This window comes from Mesorhizobium sp. USDA 4413, assembly GCF_056280365.1.
This window is the reverse complement of record NZ_JBVPRP010000001.1, coordinates 3,987,680-4,007,916: the sequence shown is the minus strand read 5'-3', so window position 1 is coordinate 4,007,916 and position 20,237 is coordinate 3,987,680. Positions and strand designations below refer to the sequence as shown.

21 protein-coding genes and 1 tRNA gene are annotated in these 20,237 nt (G+C 62.7%); 12 read left to right on the top strand and 10 right to left on the bottom strand.

Annotated elements, in window-relative coordinates:
• Window positions 1-82: 82 nt before the first annotated feature.
• The gene (locus ACVMIM_RS19470; RefSeq protein ID WP_476113976.1) at window positions 83-532 is read right to left on the bottom strand and encodes a PIN domain-containing protein; all 450 of its coding nucleotides are present in this window, start codon (window positions 530-532) and stop codon (window positions 83-85) included.
• Window positions 529-774, bottom strand: coding sequence for a type II toxin-antitoxin system Phd/YefM family antitoxin (locus ACVMIM_RS19465; RefSeq protein WP_082045183.1), 246 nt, complete (start codon window positions 772-774; stop codon window positions 529-531). Before ACVMIM_RS19465 ends, ACVMIM_RS19470 begins: the two co-directional genes overlap by 4 nt.
• 216 nt (window positions 775-990) lie before the next feature.
• Between ACVMIM_RS19465 and ACVMIM_RS19460 the strand changes: the two genes are divergently transcribed.
• Window positions 991-2,412 carry an MFS transporter gene (locus tag ACVMIM_RS19460; protein WP_476113974.1) on the top strand — a complete coding sequence of 474 codons (1,422 nt, stop codon included), beginning with the start codon at window positions 991-993 and terminating at the stop codon, window positions 2,410-2,412.
• A 93-nt stretch (window positions 2,413-2,505) separates the two neighbouring features.
• On the opposite strand, the gene ACVMIM_RS19455 is transcribed toward ACVMIM_RS19460, so the two are convergent.
• Both ACVMIM_RS19455 and ACVMIM_RS19450 read right to left on the bottom strand, forming a co-directional pair.
• Window positions 2,506-3,213 carry an RlmE family RNA methyltransferase gene (locus tag ACVMIM_RS19455; protein ID WP_476113973.1) on the bottom strand — a complete coding sequence of 236 codons (708 nt, stop codon included), beginning with the start codon at window positions 3,211-3,213 and terminating at the stop codon, window positions 2,506-2,508.
• Window positions 3,214-3,556: 343 nt separating this feature from the next.
• Window positions 3,557-4,918, bottom strand: a complete 1,362-nt coding sequence (locus ACVMIM_RS19450; protein WP_476113971.1) for a Ppx/GppA phosphatase family protein — start codon at window positions 4,916-4,918, stop codon at window positions 3,557-3,559.
• A gap of 263 nt (window positions 4,919-5,181) precedes the next feature.
• On the opposite strand from ACVMIM_RS19450, the gene ACVMIM_RS19445 reads away from it, so the two are divergent.
• From ACVMIM_RS19445 to ACVMIM_RS19435, 3 genes are all read left to right on the top strand, one after another.
• Window positions 5,182-6,114, top strand: a complete 933-nt coding sequence (locus ACVMIM_RS19445; RefSeq protein WP_278050714.1) for a lysylphosphatidylglycerol synthase transmembrane domain-containing protein — start codon at window positions 5,182-5,184, stop codon at window positions 6,112-6,114.
• A 199-nt stretch (window positions 6,115-6,313) separates the two neighbouring features.
• A tRNA-Gln gene (locus tag ACVMIM_RS19440) sits at window positions 6,314-6,387 on the top strand.
• Between the two features lie 570 nt (window positions 6,388-6,957).
• On the top strand, window positions 6,958-7,191 hold the full coding sequence (locus ACVMIM_RS19435; protein ID WP_476113970.1) for a hypothetical protein: 234 nt from the start codon (window positions 6,958-6,960) through the stop codon (window positions 7,189-7,191).
• 125 nt (window positions 7,192-7,316) lie between these two features.
• Here the strand turns inward: ACVMIM_RS19435 and ACVMIM_RS19430 are convergent, their stop codons facing one another.
• Window positions 7,317-7,490 (bottom strand): hypothetical protein, encoded by a 174-nt coding sequence (locus tag ACVMIM_RS19430; protein ID WP_476113969.1) that lies wholly within the window; start codon window positions 7,488-7,490, stop codon window positions 7,317-7,319.
• 307 nt (window positions 7,491-7,797) lie between these two features.
• Here ACVMIM_RS19430 and ACVMIM_RS19425 point away from each other — a divergent pair, with 307 nt between their 5' ends.
• Entirely contained in the window at window positions 7,798-7,980 is a 183-nt protein-coding gene (locus ACVMIM_RS19425) for a hypothetical protein (RefSeq protein ID WP_476113968.1), read from the top strand.
• Between the two features lie 1,003 nt (window positions 7,981-8,983).
• Here ACVMIM_RS19425 and ACVMIM_RS19420 read toward each other — a convergent pair.
• Both ACVMIM_RS19420 and ACVMIM_RS19415 read right to left on the bottom strand, forming a co-directional pair.
• Window positions 8,984-10,417 (bottom strand): aldehyde dehydrogenase family protein, encoded by a 1,434-nt coding sequence (locus tag ACVMIM_RS19420; RefSeq protein WP_476113967.1) that lies wholly within the window; start codon window positions 10,415-10,417, stop codon window positions 8,984-8,986.
• A gap of 136 nt (window positions 10,418-10,553) precedes the next feature.
• Window positions 10,554-11,018, bottom strand: coding sequence for a GNAT family N-acetyltransferase (locus ACVMIM_RS19415; protein WP_476113965.1), 465 nt, complete (start codon window positions 11,016-11,018; stop codon window positions 10,554-10,556).
• 334 nt (window positions 11,019-11,352) lie between these two features.
• On the opposite strand from ACVMIM_RS19415, the gene ACVMIM_RS19410 reads away from it, so the two are divergent.
• On the top strand, window positions 11,353-12,414 hold the full coding sequence (locus tag ACVMIM_RS19410) for a YeiH family protein (RefSeq protein WP_476113964.1): 1,062 nt from the start codon (window positions 11,353-11,355) through the stop codon (window positions 12,412-12,414).
• A gap of 24 nt (window positions 12,415-12,438) precedes the next feature.
• On the opposite strand, the gene ACVMIM_RS19405 is transcribed toward ACVMIM_RS19410, so the two are convergent.
• From ACVMIM_RS19405 to ACVMIM_RS19395, 3 genes are read right to left on the bottom strand one after another with little or no spacing between them, the layout of a single operon-like run.
• Window positions 12,439-12,948 carry a GAF domain-containing protein gene (locus ACVMIM_RS19405; RefSeq protein WP_476113962.1) on the bottom strand — a complete coding sequence of 170 codons (510 nt, stop codon included), beginning with the start codon at window positions 12,946-12,948 and terminating at the stop codon, window positions 12,439-12,441.
• A 36-nt stretch (window positions 12,949-12,984) separates the two neighbouring features.
• Complete coding sequence (locus ACVMIM_RS19400; RefSeq protein ID WP_476113960.1) at window positions 12,985-13,542, bottom strand: N-acetyltransferase; 558 nt, start codon at window positions 13,540-13,542, stop codon at window positions 12,985-12,987.
• A complete protein-coding gene (locus ACVMIM_RS19395) occupies window positions 13,539-13,847 on the bottom strand; it encodes a type II toxin-antitoxin system TacA family antitoxin (protein ID WP_476113958.1) in 309 nt (102 codons plus the stop codon). The genes ACVMIM_RS19400 and ACVMIM_RS19395 overlap by 4 nt, the downstream gene beginning before the upstream one ends.
• Before the next feature lie 183 nt (window positions 13,848-14,030).
• On the opposite strand from ACVMIM_RS19395, the gene ACVMIM_RS19390 reads away from it, so the two are divergent.
• From ACVMIM_RS19390 to ACVMIM_RS19365, 6 genes are all read left to right on the top strand, one after another.
• The gene (locus ACVMIM_RS19390) at window positions 14,031-14,459 is read left to right on the top strand and encodes an NUDIX hydrolase (protein ID WP_476113957.1); all 429 of its coding nucleotides are present in this window, start codon (window positions 14,031-14,033) and stop codon (window positions 14,457-14,459) included.
• Window positions 14,456-15,433, top strand: coding sequence for a GlxA family transcriptional regulator (locus ACVMIM_RS19385; protein ID WP_476113955.1), 978 nt, complete (start codon window positions 14,456-14,458; stop codon window positions 15,431-15,433). The genes ACVMIM_RS19390 and ACVMIM_RS19385 overlap by 4 nt, the downstream gene beginning before the upstream one ends.
• Window positions 15,434-15,684: 251 nt before the next feature.
• Window positions 15,685-16,611: an IS110 family RNA-guided transposase gene (locus ACVMIM_RS19380; protein WP_476113953.1), complete on the top strand. Its 927-nt coding sequence runs from the start codon at window positions 15,685-15,687 to the stop codon at window positions 16,609-16,611.
• A gap of 258 nt (window positions 16,612-16,869) precedes the next feature.
• Window positions 16,870-18,168 carry a M24 family metallopeptidase gene (locus tag ACVMIM_RS19375; protein WP_476113951.1) on the top strand — a complete coding sequence of 433 codons (1,299 nt, stop codon included), beginning with the start codon at window positions 16,870-16,872 and terminating at the stop codon, window positions 18,166-18,168.
• Window positions 18,169-18,195: 27 nt separating this feature from the next.
• On the top strand, window positions 18,196-18,873 hold the full coding sequence (locus ACVMIM_RS19370; protein WP_476113950.1) for an isochorismatase family protein: 678 nt from the start codon (window positions 18,196-18,198) through the stop codon (window positions 18,871-18,873).
• Window positions 18,874-18,878: 5 nt separating this feature from the next.
• On the top strand, window positions 18,879-19,973 hold the full coding sequence (locus ACVMIM_RS19365; protein WP_476113949.1) for an alpha/beta hydrolase: 1,095 nt from the start codon (window positions 18,879-18,881) through the stop codon (window positions 19,971-19,973).
• The last annotated feature ends 264 nt before the right edge of the window (window positions 19,974-20,237 follow it).

The window sequence follows — 20,237 nt, the reverse complement described above, 5'->3', positions numbered from 1 at the left end:
ATCTTCCCTTTCAGGATTGGCGCTGGCTGGTAACACGTCCCGGGACGGAAGGAAAGCGGGTCGTTACTTGACGCGCCGGTTCCTATTCGGCGCCAAGAAGGGCATCGAGCAAAGCATGACGCGGCGACGCAAAAGGATTGACGACAGTTACGCCGCCCCAAGTAAAGCCGTCTTGTAGGTCTTCTGACAGAAGGAGCCGGCAACCCGCTTGCGAAGCGGCGGAAAGAATGACCGCATCCCAGATACCAAAATGATGATCGGCGGCCAGATCGGCTGCCATCATCATCACTTCGGGTGTCGTCCCGGTGATCGGAAATACGTCTCGCCAACTCAGCAGTGCGTCCCGAGCTTTTTCCGGCGATCGCCCGGCCTTGCGGACAAGCACATTGTACAGTTCACCCAGGACCTGAATCGGAACGATGGCAGTCTCTTGGGGAACGCTGCGCAACAAGTTGAGAGTGGTATCGCGTTTTTCAACGCTGTTGACCCCTTCCGCGTAGACGAGGATGTTGGTGTCAAGTGCGACCTTCACCGGTCGTCCTCATAAAGCTCGTCACGGGTCCAATGTCCCGCTTGCACGACCGGCTGCCGTTCAAGTCGTGACAACAAAGCCGCGCGCGAGCGGGCAGGCACGCCTTCGTGCCTATCGACAGGCACGATCCGAGCCACTGGACGTCCATGGCTGGTCACGACGTAGCTCTGGCCCTCACGTACCTCACGAAGGATATGAGAGAATCTACGATTGGCATCGGCAGCCGATACGGCTTCATCCACGGTTGCACCTATCTGTAGTTATTTTCACTACAGTAGCGATGGTGGCCGTATTTATCAAGCATCTTGGGTCGTGACCTGCGCCACCACTGTTTGCGGTCGCACAAAAGTGACTGCAATTTAATGCGACATCCGGGCCGAGGCGTGATAACCGCCCGGTCGCACCGGTTCGCCCCCAAGCCGGGCCTAGAATCGCGAATACAGATCAGGGCGCTTTCCTTGAACCGCATCATCCCGCTCATCCTGGCGGTCGCTCTTTTCATGGAGAACATGGATTCGACCGTGATCGCCACGTCGCTGCCGGCGATCGCTGTCGATATCCACACCAGCCCGATCGCGCTCAAGCTGGCGCTGACGGCCTATCTGGTGTCGCTGGCGATCTTCATTCCGATCAGCGGCTGGATGGCGGACCGGTTCGGGGCCAAGACCGTGTTCCGCGCCGCTATCGGTGTCTTCATCGCCGGCTCGGTCGCGTGCGCGTTTTCCAATTCGCTGCCGGCTTTCGTGGTGTCGCGCTTCCTGCAAGGTATCGGCGGCGCGATGATGACACCGGTCGGCCGCCTGGTGCTGGTGCGCGCCACGCCGAAGAACGAACTGGTCGCGGCAATGTCCTGGCTGACCGTGCCGGCACTGGTCGGACCGCTGGTCGGCCCGCCGATCGGCGGCTTCATCACCACCTATTTCACCTGGCACTGGATTTTTCTGATCAATGTGCCGATCGGCTTGCTGGGCATCTGGCTCGCCACGCGGTTCTTGCCCGAAACCAATCCTGCGGAGACACCGCCGCTCGATTTCCCGGGATTTGTGCTCAGCGGTCTCGCGGCGTCCGGCGTCGTCTTCGGCCTTTCCGTCGTCAGCCTGCCGGCGCTGCCGCCGATGGCCGGCTTCATCACGGTGGCGGTCGGGGTGATCTCCGGCGTGCTGTATCTCCTCCATGCGCGGCGCGCCAGGAATCCGCTGCTGGCGCTGGATCTGTTTCGCAACCAGGTCTTCCGGTCCTCGGTGCTCGGCGGCTCGCTGTTTCGCATCGGCATCGGCGCGGTGCCGTTCCTTTTGCCGCTGATGTTCCAGATCGGCTTCGGGTTGACGCCGTTCCAGTCGGGCATGATCACCTTCGTCTCGGCGGTCGGAGCCATCGGCATGAAGTTCGTCACCGCGCTGCTGTTCCGGCTCGCCGGCTTCCGGCGCATGCTGATCTGGGGCTCGCTGGTCGCGGCGGCCTCGATCGCCATCTACGGCCTGTTCACGCCGCAGACGCCTTACGCGCTGATGCTGGCGATCCTTTTGGTCGGCGGCTTCATCCGCTCGATGTTCTTCACCGGCGTCAATGCGCTCTCCTATGCCGAGATCACGCCCGCCGACACCAGCAAGGCCACGCCGATCACCGCGGTTTTCCAGCAATTGTCGATCGCGATGGGGGTGGCGCTGGCCGGCGGCATCCTCGAAGTGTCGACCTCGATCCATGGCGGGCCGCTGACCCTGCGGGACTTCCATATCGCCTTCTTCATCGTGGCAGCCGTCTCCGCGGCAGCCTCGATCTCCTTCATGCGGCTTGCGCCGGAGGCCGGCAGTGCCGTCTCGGGGCATGGCCGGCTGACGACGCCGAGGACGCTGGAGACTGCGGGGACCGCGGGGAAGTAATGGTCGGCGGCCGCCCGGCCCTTCGAGGCTCAGGGGGTTCGAAGCTCGAAAAGCCAAGCAATTGGCTTTTCGTCCGCTAGCGCGGACCGCTTCTCACCCCTTAAACTCCTTCGCCAGCAAGTACAGCTCCACCGATTCATCGCGCGAAGCCGGTGGCTTCACATGATGGACGGAGCGGAAATTCTGCTTCAGCAGCGACAAGAGCTCGTTCTCGGCGCCGCCCTGGAATGTCTTGGCAAGGAAATGCCCGCCCGGCTTCAGGACGTGCTTCAGGACGTGCAGGGCGAAATCGGCCGCGACTTCGCACAGATGCATGGTGCGCAGATGATCGGTTCGGCGGTGACCGGTCGTGGGCGCCGCCATATCGGACAGCACCACGTCGGGCTGGCCGCCGAGCGCCTCGGCAAGTTTTTGCGGCGCGTCCGGATCGAGGAAATCCATCCGCAGGATGACAGCGCCTGGAACCGCATCCATCTCGAGATAGTCGATGCCGACGACGTGCGGATTCTCGGCGCTCGATTTCGTCCGCGCGGCCGCCACCTGGCACCAGCCGCCGGGCGCGGCGCCCAGGTCGATGACCTTCATGCCGGGCTTCAGCAGATGATGCTTGTCGTCGATCTCGATCAGCTTGTAGGCGGCGCGGGAGCGGTAGCCGTCGGCCTTGGAGCGCTGCACATAGGGATCGTTCATGTGACGCTCGAGCCAGCGGCGCGAGGATTCCTTCAAGCCGCTCTTCTTCTTGATCCTGGTCTTGAGGACGCGCAGGCTAGTTGAGCCCGGCTTTTCGGGTTTCTTCGTCATTGCCTCATTTCTTGCCCGAGCATGATCCTGTGCGAAAGCCGATCGCCGCTTTTCGCTGCCCCGGTTCTGAAATTCAGGATCAAGACTTCTGGTCCACTTCTTCTCGCTCGCTCCGTCGTGCCGGTCTTGCGGCGGCTTCGCTTTTCACGGAGGGCTTCCCCCATTCCGTCGCCGCTTCGCGGCGCCACCTCTCCCCCCTCCGGAGGGAGAGGAAGGGAGCCGGCTGGAATCGCCCGCGCCTTTCCTCTCCCCCGTCGATCGTGGGAGAGGTGTCGAGCGAAGCTCGACGGAGCGGGGGTCGACCGCTCATCAAAACAGCGTAGCCACTTTTTGGGATCATGCTCTAGCGGCCGCGCCCATCATTACGCCAGACGCCGTCATCGGCCATCAGCTCGCTCAAAATCCCCTCCCGCAGGCCGCGGTCGGCGACGCGCAGCCGCTCGGACGGCCAAACACCGCGGATCGCTTCCAGGATGGCGCAGCCGGCAAGCACGAGATCGGCGCGATCGGCGCCGATGCAGGGGTTGGCGCAGCGCTGCTGGAAGTCCCAGCCGATCAGCCGCTCGATCATGCGATCGACGCTGTCGCGGTCCATCCAAAGGCCATCGACGCGGCGGCGGTCGTAGCGCTCGAGATCGAGATGCACGCCGGCGAGCGTCGTCACCGTCCCGGAAGTGCCGAGCAGATGGAAGTTGGGGCTGGCCAGCACATGCGCGAGCCGGTCGCGGCCGTCAAAGGCCTTCAGCCGCGTGGCCACATCGTCGACCATGGCGGCAAAGGTTTCGCGCGTGACGGTGCGGCCGCCGAAGCGCTCGGCGAGCGAAACGACGCCGACGGGGAGCGACGTCCACGACACGATGTGGTTGGCTAGCCGTGGCGAACGCCGTCCGGTCAGGTCGATCAGCGCGATTTCCGACGAGCCGCCGCCAATATCGAACAGCACCACGCCTTGCGTGTCGCGCTCGACCAGCGAGCCGCAGCCGGAAACGGCAAGGCGGGCCTCGGTCTGACGGTCGATGATCTCGAGCTTCAGCCCGGCCTCGCGCTCGACGCGATCCAGAAACTCGACACCGTTGGCGGCCGAGCGGCAGGCCTCGGTGGCGATCAGCCTGGCTTTCCTGATCTTGCGGTTGCGCAGCTTCTCGCCGCAGATCTTCAGCGCCTCGACCGCGCGGTCCATCGCCGCCTGGCCGAGCCGGCCGCTGGCCGTCAACCCTTCGCCCAGCCTGACGATGCGCGAGAAAGCGTCGATGACGCGGAACTGGCCGTGACGGCCAGGCACCGCGACCAGCAACCGGCAATTGTTGGTGCCGAGATCGAGCGCTGCGAAGACAGGCAATTCCTGCTGCGGCGGGCGCTGCGGGGCCGCCGGCCTTGGCTCGACCGGCGAAGGCACACTCTGAGGCTTGCTTGCCGCCGTCGCGGCAGCAGGCGCCACACGCGGCACGGCGCCGTTCTCGTCGCGCGCGAATACCTTGCGGCCGCGCTTGCGCTTGCGGCGCTTGCGCGTCTTGCCTTTCGGCTGGTCGCCATGCTGGTCGGCCTGGCCGGTTTGTCTCTGGCCGGCATGTCTGGGGTCGGCATGTCTCTGGTGCGCACCCGCGTGGCGGCTGAATCGCGCCGGGTGCGGGCCCGCCGAGTGCGCCGGCGATGCCCCGGACATGCCCACTGCCGACGCGCCCGCGCCGGTATCGTGGTCTTCCACTTCAGTTCCTTCCGGCACCGCGCGAACCGGGAACGGACGCAGCAGGCACCTCGATTTGTTTCAAGTTGGCACCAGAGTAGCAGCGCCGTTCGCAATCACCAAGAGCGCGAGGCCGAATTTCGCAACCTCACATTTGCCGAGGTCACGTTGGGGCAATGTCTTGCCGGTTGAATAGCCGGCTTCAATCAGGCATGTCTCAAATGCGGGTTCGAAAGGGTTGGGCAACATCAAATCAGTGAGCTGCAGCGTATGATGACGACGCCATGAATTGGAGGCGCTATTTCTGGCCGGTCATAGGCATCGCGGCCGTGGCGTTCTCGCTGTGGCTGCTCATCCACGAACTGCGCGGCATTTCGCTCGACGATGTGTGGGCCGGCATCGCCGCCATCCCGCCGCGCGATTGGGTGCTCGCGGCGCTGAGCTCTGTTGTCGCCTATGCCTCGCTCGCCGGCTACGACCACATAGCGCTGCTGCATATCGGCAAAAAAGTATCGTGGCTGTTCGTCACGCTCTGCTCCTTCACGACTTACGCGGTGTCGCACAATATCGGCGGCTCGGTATTTTCCGGCGCGGTGATCCGCTATCGCGCCTACGCCACGCGAGGATTGACCGGCCAGGAGGTCGGCGTGCTGGTGGCGATCTGCTGGTTCACCTTCATCCTGTCCAGCGTTTTTCTCGGCGGCCTCGTTCTGCTGTTCGAGCCGCAGATCATCGATCGCTTCACCGGCGCGCCGCATCATGGCGCAGCTTTCGCCGCGGGGCTCGCCATGCTTATCCTCGTCGGGGCCTATGCCTTCGGCAGTTGGCTTGGGCTGAGGCCTTTGAAAATAGGCAGCTTTCAGCTCCACTATCCGGCGCTGCCGATCGTGGCGCGACAGTTGCTGATCGGGCCGGTGGAACTGCTGGGAGCCGCCGCGATCATCTACTTTGCCCTCCCCGATGCCGGCAATCCCGGCTATTTCGTCGTGCTCGGCGTGTTCATGGTGTCGTTCTCGGTCGGGCTCCTGTCGCATGCGCCGGGCGCGCTCGGCGTGTTCGAGGTCGTCTTCCTCACCGGCCTTTCCGACATGGATCCGGTCGGCGTGCTTGCAGCACTTCTGGTGTTTCGCCTGTTCTACCTGATCATTCCGCTGCTGATCGGCCTTGGTGTGGTGCTCTATTTCGAGCATTCGCAGTACAGCAAAGGCGAAAGCTGAAGCCTTCCACCTGCCCGGCTGAACGGCCAACGCATGTCGCCCGAAGCGCGGAGCGATTTGGGCGACATGCATCGGACAACGGCTCAAAAAAGGCTACGGTTGATCTCAGTTGCGGGCTTGACTATTTTCCGACGGCGGCTACAAGGCAGCGCTCGCGGCACATGAGCCGCCCGCTTCGCGCGACATCAGACGCGCCTGCTGGGGAATAGGTTAACGGTAGACCCACGGACTCTGACTCCGTTAGTCCTGGTTCGAATCCAGGTTCCCCAGCCAGTTTATTTCGCATCAGTTGTCGATTATGGGAACACGTGCCGACGCTGTTCCATCCGCACCCGTCCCCGCGCGTAGGCGGCCCTCAGCCGCTCATTTTGAGCCCTTCACGGCCAAGTGCCGATGCCGTTCGAAGATCGCCAGTTTGAGCCCATATGTCATCCGGACCTCGGATCGGCACCCTTCGCATCTGAAGGTCTTGACGCTCTTGATCCAGGAGCCCTTCCTGACGATCGTCCTGGAGCAGCGCTGACATTGGAACATCAAGTTCTTGTCATGCAGGTCATTTGACAGGGGCATCATCTCTCCTGGCCGAGCAGGCTGTACCGACACCCCCTCGTCCACAAGGCTAAAGCAAACGCCGCAGCACAGAACCGTGACAGAAGTCACATGCACAGTTGCGGCCATCACCAACATTCCTGCTTGGCCAATTGCCGGATTGATGCGCCACATTTATTAGCAATGAACGATATATTAACAGCTACAGCGCAACCTGTTCGAATCGGGAAATCTCCCGATCGACGATCCGGCACTCGGTGTGCCGAGACGCTCGACCGATGCGGAGCAAAACGCATGAGTGTCGAAACAGCATTGGCGCAGCTACTGCGCATGATCCACCGTCGCGCGCTTAATTTGGCAGCACTGCCCGACGATGAGAGAGATCCATATTACGACAGCATCCGCCGCTCCTGCTGCGGAGCGGCCGAGCACATCGGTCAATCCCCGGATAATGCCGCCATCACGGCAAACAGCATGGTCGAATTTACCCGGGCGATGGTCGGCATCATCGAGGCGGGGCGCAGTTAAGCCGCCACGGTCGACACGTTCGCGAAGAGCTCGGGAGGTGCCGAGAAGCGCGGGCATTGCCTGCAGCTCGCGAGGTTGTGGTTGCCATGTGCGGTCGACGATCAGGCTTTCGAACGATCGCTATCTCAGACCCCGCCCCAAAAGTTCGAGGACAGATGCTTGGTTGTCGGCATCACCGGCCAGCAAATGTCCAAATGATTGTCGGACGGCAGGCCGTTCCGCATCCGCGTTGGAGTGCGGGCATCCTGCGCATATTTCAAGGCCGCGCCCATGCGGTTCAATGTCTTCAGGATCGACATAGACTTATATCCCAGGTTCGCCGAAGTCGCGACGGAGACAATCCCCCGCCTCCTTATGGCGCTTTATATGATCGACGATCGTTTCCTCCGCATTGCACGCAAGCGCCGGCTGCGTAACGAGAACGACTGCCTTTGAAACATTTGTACGCAAACGAGCCGCCATGGCTTGCGAGGCGTCTGCCGGCTCGGCTACCGCCGTTGCTGTTTCGAAACAAATTTGCGCTCAAGCGCCATCAAACTGAAACTCAACTGCGGGAAAACCGCTATCGACCGGCTCGACCGGAATTCAAACAAAGGAACAATCGAAATGTCTAAGATCTTCCGCAATGCAATTCTCGCCATTGTTGCTGTCGCTGGTCTGTCTGGTTCGGCCTATGCTCAGCAGGCAACCATCAACTCGTGCAGCAATCATGACGATTACTACAGCCTGTGCTTGGGCGCCGCGAACAACGGCGGCCACCATGAAGGCCGCGGAGCCGATCGTCACTGATCGGCGAGGTCCGGAAAAGGGCCTCGCGGGCACCTCGCCCGCGGGGCCTTTTTTGCTTGAATGCCATGGTGCTCGAGTGCACCGGGTTTCAGCCCTTCGGCCGGGCGATACAGCGGGAGATCGACATGCCCGTGTTCAGCTGGTCGACCCTGCTGGACCACGCTTATTCCGTCGCCGTGCACCGGGATTTCTACGGTCAGGTCTGACGTGCATGTGGCGACACGACCCTGGTCACCGGCAAGTCGGCGGCTGCTAGGACATTCCCAGCCGATTTATTTTTATTAGCGTTAACTAATCATAGACCGCGCTGTCCTATTCTGAGACAGCGCGGTCTAAAGCCACCCAATGACCGTGCAGGCGGCTCCAGCCCAACGCACCCCCCGCACCAGCTGGGGCCGCCACCCTCAACATACTCGGTCGGGTTGAACTAACCCTTACCAAATATCCTTTCTGGTGTATTTCACAGACGTTTCGTTTTGTAATCAGACGCTCCGTCGGTCCAGCACAGCGCTCGGCCTCTTGCCGCAATTCCGTTGTGCGAATCACTCTCGTTACCGTGCGGTTGCCCGGCGGTCGCAGAACTGAAACATTGCTACTTTAACGTGCTGCCGGTGGTGCGTTAGGGAGCGTGTGGCAGATGTCAATTCCTCAAAGCCTGAATGGCACAGATCTCAGGTTCGAATGTCCGAGATGCGGGCATCCAACCATCCGGAAAGGCTCCTGGTTCAAGTCCGTGGCCACATTCAAATGCGAGGGCTGCCAAACCGTGACGCGGCTTGGATATCCCGCAAAGCTCCGCTTGTTCGAGAAACACAGGCAGTCGGCCAGCTCCAACCTCATCAGCCAGGCCCAATAGATGCGCGTCATCCGATCAGGCGGTGTTCCCGCTTGCATCGTCTTTGAACATCGTGACCGTGCTGGTCGACTTGTCTTTGACAGAAAACAAGAACGCGGTTGAACCGCGTCCTTTGTTCGGCTCCAACGATTACTGGCTACAGTACCCCTACTCCGCCGCCTGGTAGCCGGCGATGCCCTTGATCTCCAAGAAATCCTCCAGGCCGTATTCGGCATATTCGCGGCCGTTGCCGGACTGCTTGTAGCCGCCGAAGGGCAGGCCCGCGTCCCAGGCCGGGTAGTTGATATAGACGTTGCCGGAGCGCATACGGGCGGCGACGTCGCGCGCTTTCTGGATATCCTTAGCCTGGATGTAGGAGGCGAGGCCATAGACGGTATCGTTGGCCTGTTCGACCGCCTGCTCGACCGTATCGTAAGGCATGATCGACAGAACCGGCCCGAAGATTTCCTCCTTGGCGATGCGCATGTCGTGCGTGACGTTGGCGAAGACGGTCGGGCGAACATAATAGCCGCGATTGAGCTCGGCCGGGCGGCCGGGACCGCCGGCGACCAGCGTGGCGCCTTCGTCGATGCCGCTCTGGATCAGGTCCTGGATCTTGTCGAACTGGATTTGACTCACCACCGGGCCGAGCTTCGAATTGGGCGCGTCGGCCGGACCGACCGTGAATTTCTCCGCCGCCTTCTTCGCATAGCCGGCCGCCTCGTCATGACGGTCGCGCGGCACGAACATGCGGGTCGGCGCGTTGCAGGACTGGCCGCTGTTACCGAAGCAGCCGGCAACCCCCTTGGTAACCGCCCTTTCGAGGTCGACATCGGGGAACAGGATGTTGGCGGATTTGCCGCCGAGTTCCTGATGCACGCGCTTGACCGTGTCGGCCGCGGCCTTGGCGACCAGAACGCCCGCGCGGGTCGAACCCGTAAACGACATCATATCGACATCCGGATGGCTGGCCAAAGCCTGGCCAACCGTCGGGCCATCGCCGTTGACGAGATTGAAGACGCCCTTCGGCACGCCGGCCTCGTCGATGATCTCGGCGAAGATGATGGCGTCGAGCGGCGCGATTTCGGACGGCTTCAGCACCATCGTGCAGCCGGCGGCAAGCGCCGGGCCGACCTTGCAGGTGATCTGGTTCAGCGGCCAATTCCATGGCGTGATCAGGCCGACGACGCCAATCGGCTCTTTCACGATGAGCGACGAGCCCTTGATGTGGCGGAACTCGAACGTCTTCAACACCTCGGCCATCTTCTCCAGATGCGCCAGGCCGACGCCGACCTGGCTATCCAGCGCCATCTGGCGCGGCGCGCCCATCTCGCGCGAAACGGCGAGGGCAAGGTCCTTGCTGCGCTTCTTGTAGACATCGATAACGCGGTTCAGGATATCGAGCCGCGCCTCGACCGAAGTGAAGCCGAAGGTGGCGAAGGCACGCTTGGCGGCGGCCACCGCCTTGTCGACATCGGCCTTGGAGCCCAGCGAAATCTGCGCGAAGGCGTCTTCGTTCGACGGGTCAATGACATCGAGAGTGTTCGGCACGGTCGGATCGACCCAAGCGCCGTCGATATAGAACTGCAGATTGTGTGACATGGTTTCGCTCCCTGCGGGCCGGCGTTGCTCGATTGTGGTGAGGCGGTCGTCGTATATCGTCAGAAATAACGATGCGGCATGTACCCTGTCAAACGCAAGCTTGAGCGATTGAGCCAGCATCCGCGTTTGCCAGCCACTACGCCAGCCTCTTGCTCATATAGACGGTCGTCCCGTTCATGAACGGCTCTTCGCGGTCGATCGCGTAGCCGTGCCGGCGATAGAGCCTGACATTGGCGTCGAACGCGCCATTGGTCAGCAGGCGAAGTTCGCGGCAGCCTGTTTCGACAGCCCTGCGCTCGGCGCTGTCGAGCAGCTTCTTCCCGATACCCCTGCCCTGCGCTTCAGGAGCCACGGCGACATTTTCGATCCAGACATGATCGTCATGCGGGATGGTTTCGATCAGGCCGACGATGCGGCGGTTCTCGAGGGCGAGATCGAACCGGTGGTCCTGGAGCGCCTTGTCGTAATCGGCGCGCATCGGCAAAGGCTCGCGGCCGATCACCGGCACCCATTTGGCATAGGCCGCACGCACGATGGCCCTGATCGCCGCGGCATCCGCCGGTGTGGCCGGCCGAAGCTCGATGGAAGAAACGACACTCATTCAGACACTCCAAAATGCAAAAACCCGCCGATCGTCGCGATGGGCGGGCTGGGTGGGCGAACTGGGGGACTTGCTAGCCGGCCTTTGTGTTCACGCAATCAGCTTGCCGCTCCTTCGAACGGCGGCGTCGCTGCGGATTTGCGAGAAAGACGGTCATGGCGGGAAGCTGGACCGGGGCCGATGGACTGTCAAGCCGGCTGTGTCGACGCGGCATATACCCCATAGGGGACCTGGCACATTGTTCGTAAAAATCGATCATTACAAACCGAATAATTCGTTGGAAAGATTGGTTCTGGAATGGCATTGCGGCGACGAAAGTGCCTGGAGAATTCGATTGTCTTTCCTGCCCGCCGCCGCGAACGATCTTCCAAATCGCCTCAATCCGGCCGCTGCCGGACGAAAGCGCCGCGCCCTGACCTCGATCTCGGTCGGCGTTGTGCCGGGTCTGGTGCTGGTGGCGATGATCACCAGCGTCGCCTATTCGGCTCGCGGCCTCTCCGGCCTTATCTTATTCAGCCCGATGATCCTCGCCGTCATCGCCGGCATGATCTATTCCAATGCGCTCGGCGTGCCTGGGCACGCCAAGGCCGGCATTGCCTTCTCGCAAAAGCGCCTGCTTCGCTTTGCCATCGTGCTGCTCGGCTTCCAGCTCACGCTCGGCCAGGTGGCGGGCATCGGCCTCGGCGGTGTCGGCGTCGTCGCCGCCACGCTCGGCGCCACCTTCCTGTTCACCGCCACACTCGGGCGGCTGATCGGCGTCGACCGGAAGCTGGCGCAACTGATTGCCGCCGGCACCTCGATCTGCGGCGCCTCGGCTATCGTCGCCACCAACATCGTCACCGGCCCGCGCGACGAAGACGTTACCTATGCGGTCGCCGCGATCACGCTGTTCGGCACCATTGCCATGCTCGGCTTCCCGCTGCTGGCGCCGGTCTTCGGGCTCGACCAGCACGCCTTCGGCCTATGGGCGGGCGCCTCGATCCATGAGGTGGCGCAAGTGATCGGCGCCGGCTTTCAGAACGGCACGCTTGCCGGCGAGACGGCAACCGTCGCCAAGCTGACGCGCGTCGCCATGCTGGCGCCGATGGTGATCGGCCTCGGCCTGATGGCTCGCCGCGGCGGCACCGACGCTTCCGGCGCCAAGCCGCCGATGCCCTGGTTCGTCGTGGCCTTCGTGGCGGTGGTGGCGCTGAACAGCCTGGTTGCGATCCCGGCCCAAATCCACGCCGCAATTGCCTTGGCCGCGCAGGTGACGCTGACCATGGGGCTTGCCGCCATGGGCCTTCAGGCCGACATTTCCGAGCTGCGCTCGCGCGGCCTGCGCCCGCTGCTGCTGGCCTTCTCGGCCTTCCTCTTCATCGCCGTCTTCAGCCTGACACTGGTGAAGCTCGGCTGAGGCGGCCGAGACCGGCCTCACCTCTCAGTCCTCGTCACCATCCTCGAACTCGCACGACGCGACATAGATCGCGGCGAGCTTCTCGATGCCGGCCTGGTCTTCCTTGTCGAAGCGGCCGGGCAGCGGGCTGTCGAGGTCGAGCACGCCGAACGCCCCGTCGGCATCGCGCAACAGCACGACAAGTTCGGAACGCGAATCGGCATCGCAGGCGATGTGGCCGGGAAATTCGTTGACGTCCTTGACCAGCATCGACATGTCGAGCTCGATGGCCGTGCCGCAGACGCCTTTGCCGACGGGGATGCGAACGCAGGCGGGCTTGCCCTGGAAGGGCCCGAGCACCAGCTCGTCGTCGGAGGCCAGGAAATAGAAACCGGCCCAGTTGAGGTCGGGCACCATCTGGTAGATCAGCGCCGCCGTGTTGGCGGCATTGGCGACGGAATCGCCCTCGCCTTCCAGCAGCGCCTTCAATTGCACGGCCACCTCCTTGTAGAAGGCCGGCTTGTCCTTGGTGTCGATGGCGGTTGCCGCGAACATCGTGTCGTCTCTCCGTTGCAAGCCGAGTGATTTGGCCTACTGGCTGCTATGCATCGTCATCAGTTCCTGAACGGTTTTGATCGGCAGGAATAGTCGCAATTCGTTGGATGGCAATGCGGTGAAACCATGATCGACATAAAGCTTCTTTCTGCGCGCCACCTTGGCCGGATCGCCGCAATCCAGCACATCCAGCATGACAACGGCAATTCCGATCTGCTCAGCAACCCTCGCTATGCGCACGAGCGCGTCAAGCAGAAGATCGCCGCCATATCCATTGCCCACGAATCGCAGGGCAACACCCATCATGGATAAATAGGCTGCGGGGATGCGCCCATGCCCCGGCCGGGTTCTCGCATATTTGTGCGGCAGCTCGCTATAATCCACCGAGTGCGAATTGATGGCGTAAAAGCCGATCAGGTCTTCGGCTGGACTGAGCATTACGAAGACACGCACATTATCGGCCTTGGAAAGCTTGTTGGCTGTCCTTTTGAAGAAATTGTCGACCTGATCCACGCCACAGGAAAAAGTCGTTCGATCATGCTTTTCAGAATCGAACGGCTCTATGACGTTGGCGACTTCGAGCCGCCGCGTCACTTGGAAATGACGGTTTTGGCGTAGCGGGCAAACGACGCCCGCAGCCGGTCCGTCGGCTCCGCGGGATTGTCGAGGGCCGCAAAGAAGGCAGCATGATCGATAGTCCGCAGGGCGGTGCGCTCATGAGCCTCTATCGTTTCCATGGCGGCCTTGTACGCGGCATTCATCGTGAAAACTGAGTCATCCACACCGGCAAGAGCCGCAGCTTGCTGAATGGCTTTCTTGATGCGCGGTTTTGTGCGGAAGTTCATCCGCTCGCTGCTGCGCTCCTCGATCTCCCGAATCTCATCATGGAAAGTTTCCATGTTCTTGCTCCTTTGCGCAGTTATGTACGTCGCATCGGCGTACAGGTCAAGAAAGCTGCAAAAGTGGGGCTGCGGCGATAGCCGCAAACATCCTGGTCGTTTCTCCGTTGCAAGAGCACTCACGCGCCCGATACAGTCCCGCCTCTCTGTGCCACCGAAAGCATCGCCGGGAAACAGCCTATCGTGACTTCAAGCCACTCCAGAACAGTGACGGCCAGTACGATACGGATCGCTGCCGCCGTCATCCGCGACGACGGCGGCAGGCTTCTGCTGGTGCGCAAGCGCGGCACCAGCACCTTCATGCAGGCCGGCGGCAAGATCGAGCCGGGTGAGCTGCCGGCCGCCGCGCTTGCGCGCGAATTGCGCGAGGAGTTGGGCGTTGCCGTCGATCCGGCGGCGGCCTTCCATCTCGGATCCTTCTCGGCGCCCGCCGCCAATGAGCCGGATACCCGCGTCGAGGCCGAGCTGTTCGAACTCTCCCTCACCGGCGAGCCGGTCCCGGCGGCCGAGATCGAGGAGATGATCTGGCTTACCCCAGAACTGGCCAGCGGCATGGAACTCGCGCCGCTCACCGCCGATATCGTGCTGCCGCGCTACGGCCGCCAGCCATGAATTCACGCAACGAGGAGAAACAGGCGGCGGGCGGAGCGCCCCTCACCTTCGCGGTGCTGGTCTTTCCCGGCTTTCCTATGATGGCGTTTTCGTCCGTCATCGAGCCGCTGCGCGCCGTCAACATTCTTGCCAAGCGCGACTGCTACCGCTGGGTGATCGTCGGCGCCGACGCGGGTACAGTGGAGGCATCGAACGGTGTCGTCATCCAGCCTGGTTTCTCGGCCGCCGACGCGCCGAAGGTCGACCGTATCGTCGTCTGCTCGGGCGGCGATGCCGATCATGTCGTGGCCGACGAGGCGATGAGCTGGATCAGGAAGAGCCTGCGCGGCGGCGCGCATATCGGCGCGGTGGCGGACGCGGCTTTCTTCCTCGCCCGCGCCGGCCTCCTCGACGGCCATGCCTGCACCTTGCACTGGACCAGCCAGGCCGCCTTCACCGAAGCTTTTCCGGACATCGAGCTTCGGCGCGATCTCTTCGTCATCGACCGCAAGCGTTTTACGTCTGCCGGCGGCGTCGGCAGCCTCGACATGATGCTGGAGATCATAACGCGGGACTATGGCGCCGAACTCGCGACGGGCGTCGCCGAATGGTTTGTGCACTCACCCCTGCGATCGAGCGTCGACCGCAAGCTGATGCCGCTCAGGCTGCGCACCGGCGTCCAGAACGATCTGGTGCTGTCGGCCATCGCCATCATGGAGGACGCGGTCGAGGAACGGCTCGGCATGGCGGAGCTGGCTGAGCGGCTTGGGGTGTCGCCCGACAAGCTCGAGCGCAGTTTCCGCGCCGAGCTGGATATCTCGCCCAATGGGTATTACCGGCGGCTGAGATTGAAGCGCGCCGCCGATTTGCTGGCGCATTCGACGCTGATGGTGCGCGACGTTGCGCTCGCCTGCGGCTTCGCTTCGATGTCGAGCTTTGCGAGGGCGTTTCGCGAGGAGCATGGGCACGCGCCAAAAGCGATGCGGCGGCATTAGAGGGTGGAGTGGTGCAAGCCCTCTCCTTCGTCATCCTAGGGTGAAGCGACGCGCAGCGGAGCGAAGACCCTGGGATCCTGTGTGTTGGTTTCGGTGTATGGTTGAAGTGGGAAGGAGACCGAGTGGATCCTGGTCGTCCTTTCGGACAGGCCGTGGCATGGCCCGGTCCCTTCCCACCGGTGAACCATCAACCTGAACAGTTGCACGGGGCTGTTCCAAGCAGACCCCGCACCACAGGAAGAGGCGTGGACATGATAATGCAGAACTATGTCGGCTGCGACATCTCAAAGCAGTGGCTGGACTTTTTTGATGAGACAAGCGGCCGTCTTCGGCGCATCGACAACCAGGCCGATGCGATCGCGGCCTATGTGGCGGGGCTTGATCCCAGTCGGGACTTCGTCGTCATGGAGGCGACGGGTGTCCATGACCGGCTGCTGCGCCATGCGCTGGCCAAGGCCGGCGTGCCGTTCTCGCGGCACAATCCGGCGCACACACACCATTATGCCAAGTCGACCAGACGGCGCGCCAAGACCGATCCGCTCGACGCCAGGATGCTGAGCGACTATGGCCGCCGCTACAACCCTGAGGCCGAGCCGGCGCCGCGCGAAGAAGTCGAGCAGCTTCAATCGCTTGCCGCTCATCGCGATCAACTGGTCGGGATGCGGGCAACGCTGAAGAAGCAACTCGGCGAGGCCTTCCAGGAGATCGTCATCACCAGCCTCAAAGGCCTGATCGCCGGCCTCGATGCACGCATCAAGGCGTTCGAGGGCCAGATCGCCGAAGTCATTCGTCAAGCCGAGGACGCCGCCCGCAATTACACGCTCATGGTCTCCGTGCCCGGCGTCTCCAAGGTCGGCGCATTCTCGCTGCTGGCGCTCCTGCCCGAGCTCGGCAAGCGCTCACCCAAGGCGATCGCCGCGCTCGTCGGCCTTGCCCCCTTCGACAACAAGAGCGGCAAGCTCACACGCAGGAGCCAGATCCAGGGCGGGCGATCACGCGTGCGCCGCGCCCTCTACATGGCAGCCCTAACGGCCATCAGAACCTGCGACCGGTTCAAAACCTTCTACACAGCGCTTGCTGCCCGGTCGGGCTCCAAGAAACTCGCCATCATCGCCGTCGCAAGGAAGCTCTTGGTCGTGCTCAACGCTATCATCAGAGACAAAACCGCATTCGCATGAACACAGTTGCCATGCCGTGACCTAAGAGCGTCACTGCGATGCAGAACTGCCAGCGGCATGCCAGCAAGGACTTTCTGCACCGCTGCATTCTCTGGCCGGCGTAACGGCATGGATTCTAGGGTCTGCGCGCGTCGCTTCGCTCCTTGCTTCGCCCTAGAATGACGAAGTTATGACTGCGGCATCCGGCACGACATTTGCGGAATGCCGCACAAGCTCAAAAACCGGCCCGGTTATGTTCGCACGAACAGGAGGCCGCCCATGAGCATCGTCGTATTCGACCCCGACAGCACCGAAGATGTGGATTTCAAGGACCGCATGCGCCATCCGGCCGCGGCCGATCCCGCCGGCGGCATGTGGCTCTCCGACACCGAGCCGTCCTTCATCGATGCCGATGCGCTGCGCAAGGGCCGGCTCGCCAAGCTGCGCGCCTGGATGCGCGAGGCGGGCTATGGCGGCATCGTTTTGTTGGATCCCTACAACCAACGCTACGCGACCGGCTCGCGCAATATGTTCGGCTATTTCCTGCGCAATTCGACGCGCTATTTCTTCGTGCCCACCGAAGGGCCGATCGTGCTGTTCGAATATCCGCAGAGCTACCATGTCTCGATGGTGCTCGACACGATCGACGAGGCGCGTCCTTCCAAGCTCGTCTGGTCGTCGGTCTCGGGCCGCGACGACGAGACCGCAGGCCCCTTCGCCGACGAGATCACCGAGTTGCTCAAGAAGCATGGCGGCGGTTCGATGAAGCTCGGGCTCGATCGCTGCAGCCACCTGCAGGCGCTGGCGCTGGAAAAGCGCGGCTGCGAGGTGAAGGACTGCCAGGGCGAAATTCTCGCCGTGCGGGCGGTAAAGACGCCCGAGGAAGTGAAATGCCTGCAGGCCTCGATGGCGGGCGCCGAAGCCGCGGTCGCCGCCGTGCGCGAGGCGATCAAGCCCGGCGTTTCCGAGAACGAGCTGTTCGCCATCATGTATCACGAGGTGATCCGCCAGGGCGGCGAGTTCATCGAGACAAGGCTGCTCACCTCGGGACAGCGCACCAATCCTTGGTTCAACGAGGCGAGCGGCCGCAAGATCAGGCCGGGCGAGTTGGTCGCGCTCGATACCGACACGATCGGCTGCTACGGCTATTATTCCGACTTCTCGCGCACCTTCCGCTGCGGCCCGGGCAAGCCGACGCCCTACCAGAAATCGCTCTACCGCATGGCGCATGACCAGGTGCAGCACAACATCTCCATCGTGAAACCCGGTATGGCGTTCCGCGAGATCGCCGAAAAGGCCTGGAAGATCCCGGACCGCTTCGTCGACCAGCGCTACACTTCTGTGATGCACGGCGTCGGCATGCATGGCGAAACGCCCTTCATCGCCCACGCGATGGACTACGAGACCTATGGCCGCGACGGCATCATCATGCCCGGCATGGTTGTGAGCGTGGAAAGCTATATCGGCGAAAAAGGCGGCCGCGAGGGCGTCAAGCTCGAGGACGAGATCCTGATCACCGAGACCGGCACCGAGCTGCTCTCGCGCTTCCCGTACGAAGACGAGTTTCTTGACAAGTAGCGCCGACGCATCGACAGCAAGATCCGCATGAAAACGCCCATTTCCATCCGGCGCGGCACGGTGGCCGCGGTGTTCATCGATCTCCAGGAGGAGCATCGCAAGGATAAACGCTATCTGGTCGAGGGGTTCAGCGACATCCTCGCCAATGTCCAGCGCCTGCAGGAGGCGGCGCGGCGCAATTTCGTGCCGCTCCACCACTGGGCTTATATCGTCGACCTCGCCGAGGCACGGCCGTTCCACCCGGTCGACGAAAGCGGAAAGTCGGCCTTTTCCGACAAGGACGATCCGCTGACCGCGATCTGCCATGAAGTGGCGCCGCAAAACGGCGAAACCATGCTGGTCAAGCAGGAGGCCAGCGCCTTCGGCAGGAACGATTTCGCCGACAAGCTCAAAGCGTCCGGCATCGAATGGCTGGTGATTGCCGGCGTCTGGACTGAGGCCTGCATCGATGCCACGGTGAAGGACGCGGTGGCGCGCGGCTTTCGCGTGCTTTTGGTCAAGGACGCCTGCGGCAGCGCGAGCGCCGCCATGCACCAGACCGGCATCCTCAACCTTGCCAACCGGCTCTATGGCGGCGCTGTCACCAACACGCTCGATGCCTGCCGGCTGATGGCCGGCGACACCGTGAAGGTGTGGCAGGTCGAGGGCTCGGTGCCGCTGCGCTTCACCTTCGAGAACGCGGCGCAACTTTACGCGGAGCTCTGACGGCAGTGGCCGGCGCCCTAACCGATCCGGCGAGCCGCGGCAAATATGCCCACCGGCTCGATCCGGAACTCTGGGACTATATCGACGAGATCAACAGCTGGTATCCGCCCGAGATCGTCGCCGCGCCAATTGCCGAGCAGCGCGCGATCTATGACCGGATGTGCGCCGCATTTCACCAGGACCATCCTGAGGGCGTGACGACCAGCGACGATCTCGTCACGACGGGCGTGCATGCGATTCCGGTGCGGCGCTACCGCATGACGAGCAAGGCGGCGGCGATCGTGGTGTATTACCACGGCGGCGGCTTCGTCCTTGGCGGCCTCGACAGCCACGACGACATCTGCGCCGAGATCTGCGCCGGCACCGGCTTCGAAGTGGTCTCCGCCGACTACCGGCTGGCGCCTGAGCATCGGCATCCGGCCTCCTTCGACGATGCGTTGGCAGTATTCGAATGGGTCGCAGCGGAAAGCGTGCTGCCGATCGTGCTTTGCGGCGAAAGCGCCGGCGGCAATCTCGCGGCGGCCGTGGCGCAGGCGACGCGGCGCCATCACCGGCACGCGATCGGCCAGATGCTGATCTATCCCGGCCTAGGCAGCGACGAGACTGGGCGCTCTTATGTCGAGCATGCCGAAGCGCCGCTGCTCAGCGTAAACGACATCGAGTTCTATCGGCGCATCCGGTCCGCGCCTGGACAGTCGCGGGAAGATCCAACGTTCTCGCCGCTCAGGGACCGCGATTTCTCCAGCCTGCCGCGGACGATCATCGTCACCGCCGAATGCGATCCGCTGTCGTCGGACGGCGAGGCCTACCGTGACCGCATTCTCGCCGCCGGCGGACAGGCGTGGTGGCGAGAGGAGAAGCGGCTGGTGCACAGCTTTTTGCGGGCAAGGCCGACGGTGCCGCGTGCGGCGGAGGCGTTTGCGAGGATTGTTGGCGACATCGCAAGGCTGGGCGCCGGCGACGAAGCGCTAATCTCCCCCTTGTGGGGGTTGAGGAGCGGTCCGCATAGCGGACGCAAAGCCAATTGCTTGGCTTTGCGAGCGACGAAAGCCGGCAGGCCAGAGGGGGGCGCGAAGGATCGCGACCCTTCCGATTCGTAACATCCAAGTTTGCCTGAAAAAACAGCTCCAATTAGCTGAGATGCTGGCGGGACAGCGCCCCCTCTGCCCTGCCGGGCATCTCCCACACAAGGGGGGAGATTGGCTGTACCTTCTGCCTGCGGAACAGCGCACAAGAACTGCGGAAAGCCAAACATTTCGCCACGGAAAGCGGACCTATCATTCCCTCGAGCCTACGGCGCCCTGGCGGTCGCGTCCGCCCCCGCACCTCGCGATCCCGGGACGGCCGTTGGCTTTGTGCAATTC